1 protein-coding gene is annotated in these 493 nt (G+C 78.7%); it reads right to left on the bottom strand.

All coding sequences use genetic code 11. The features are described from left to right. Window positions 1-53: 53 nt before the first annotated feature. Window positions 54-493: anti-sigma factor (locus tag ICW40_RS19895; protein WP_221655715.1), on the bottom strand; the 440-nt coding region annotated here is incomplete at its 5' end.

Genomic DNA, 493 nt, shown 5'->3' with positions numbered 1-493 from the left:
GGCGACGCGAAGTCACCAGGCAGCCGCAGCGCGCGGGTGCGGCGCCGGCTCCGTCAGCCCGGGATGAGGACGACGACGGGGGTCGTGGTCGGCTGGTCCGAGCCGCCCTCCGGCTCGACCGACACCGCGAGGCCGTCGCCGGGCTCGTAGTCCTCCGCGGCGACCTGCACCGCGCCCGACGTCGGCGCGAAGAGCCCGGCGGGCACGGGGACGCCGTCGCGCATCGCCCAGAGCTGGTAGGTGCGGCCCTCGCCCGGCGCGGGAAGGCCCTCGGCGACGAGCAGGCCGGTGTCGCTCGCGAGCACGGCGACCGCGGTCCCGCCGCCCTCGACGTCGGCGCGCACGAGCTGCGTGCCCGGCTCGGCCAGGAGGTCGGCCAGGCGCGCGGCCTGCTGCTCGGCGACGACGGCTCGCTCGTGCTGCTGCCACGCGATCGACGTCGGCACCGCGAGCGCCACGACGGCCACGGCCGCCGCCGGCACGAGCCATCGGG

This window comes from Actinotalea ferrariae, assembly GCF_019733465.1.
In the GTDB taxonomy this organism is placed as follows: Bacteria; Actinomycetota; Actinomycetes; order Actinomycetales; family Cellulomonadaceae; genus Actinotalea; species Actinotalea ferrariae_A.
The sequence above is the reverse complement of the archived record's forward strand: the minus strand, read 5'-3'. Positions and strand labels throughout refer to the sequence as shown.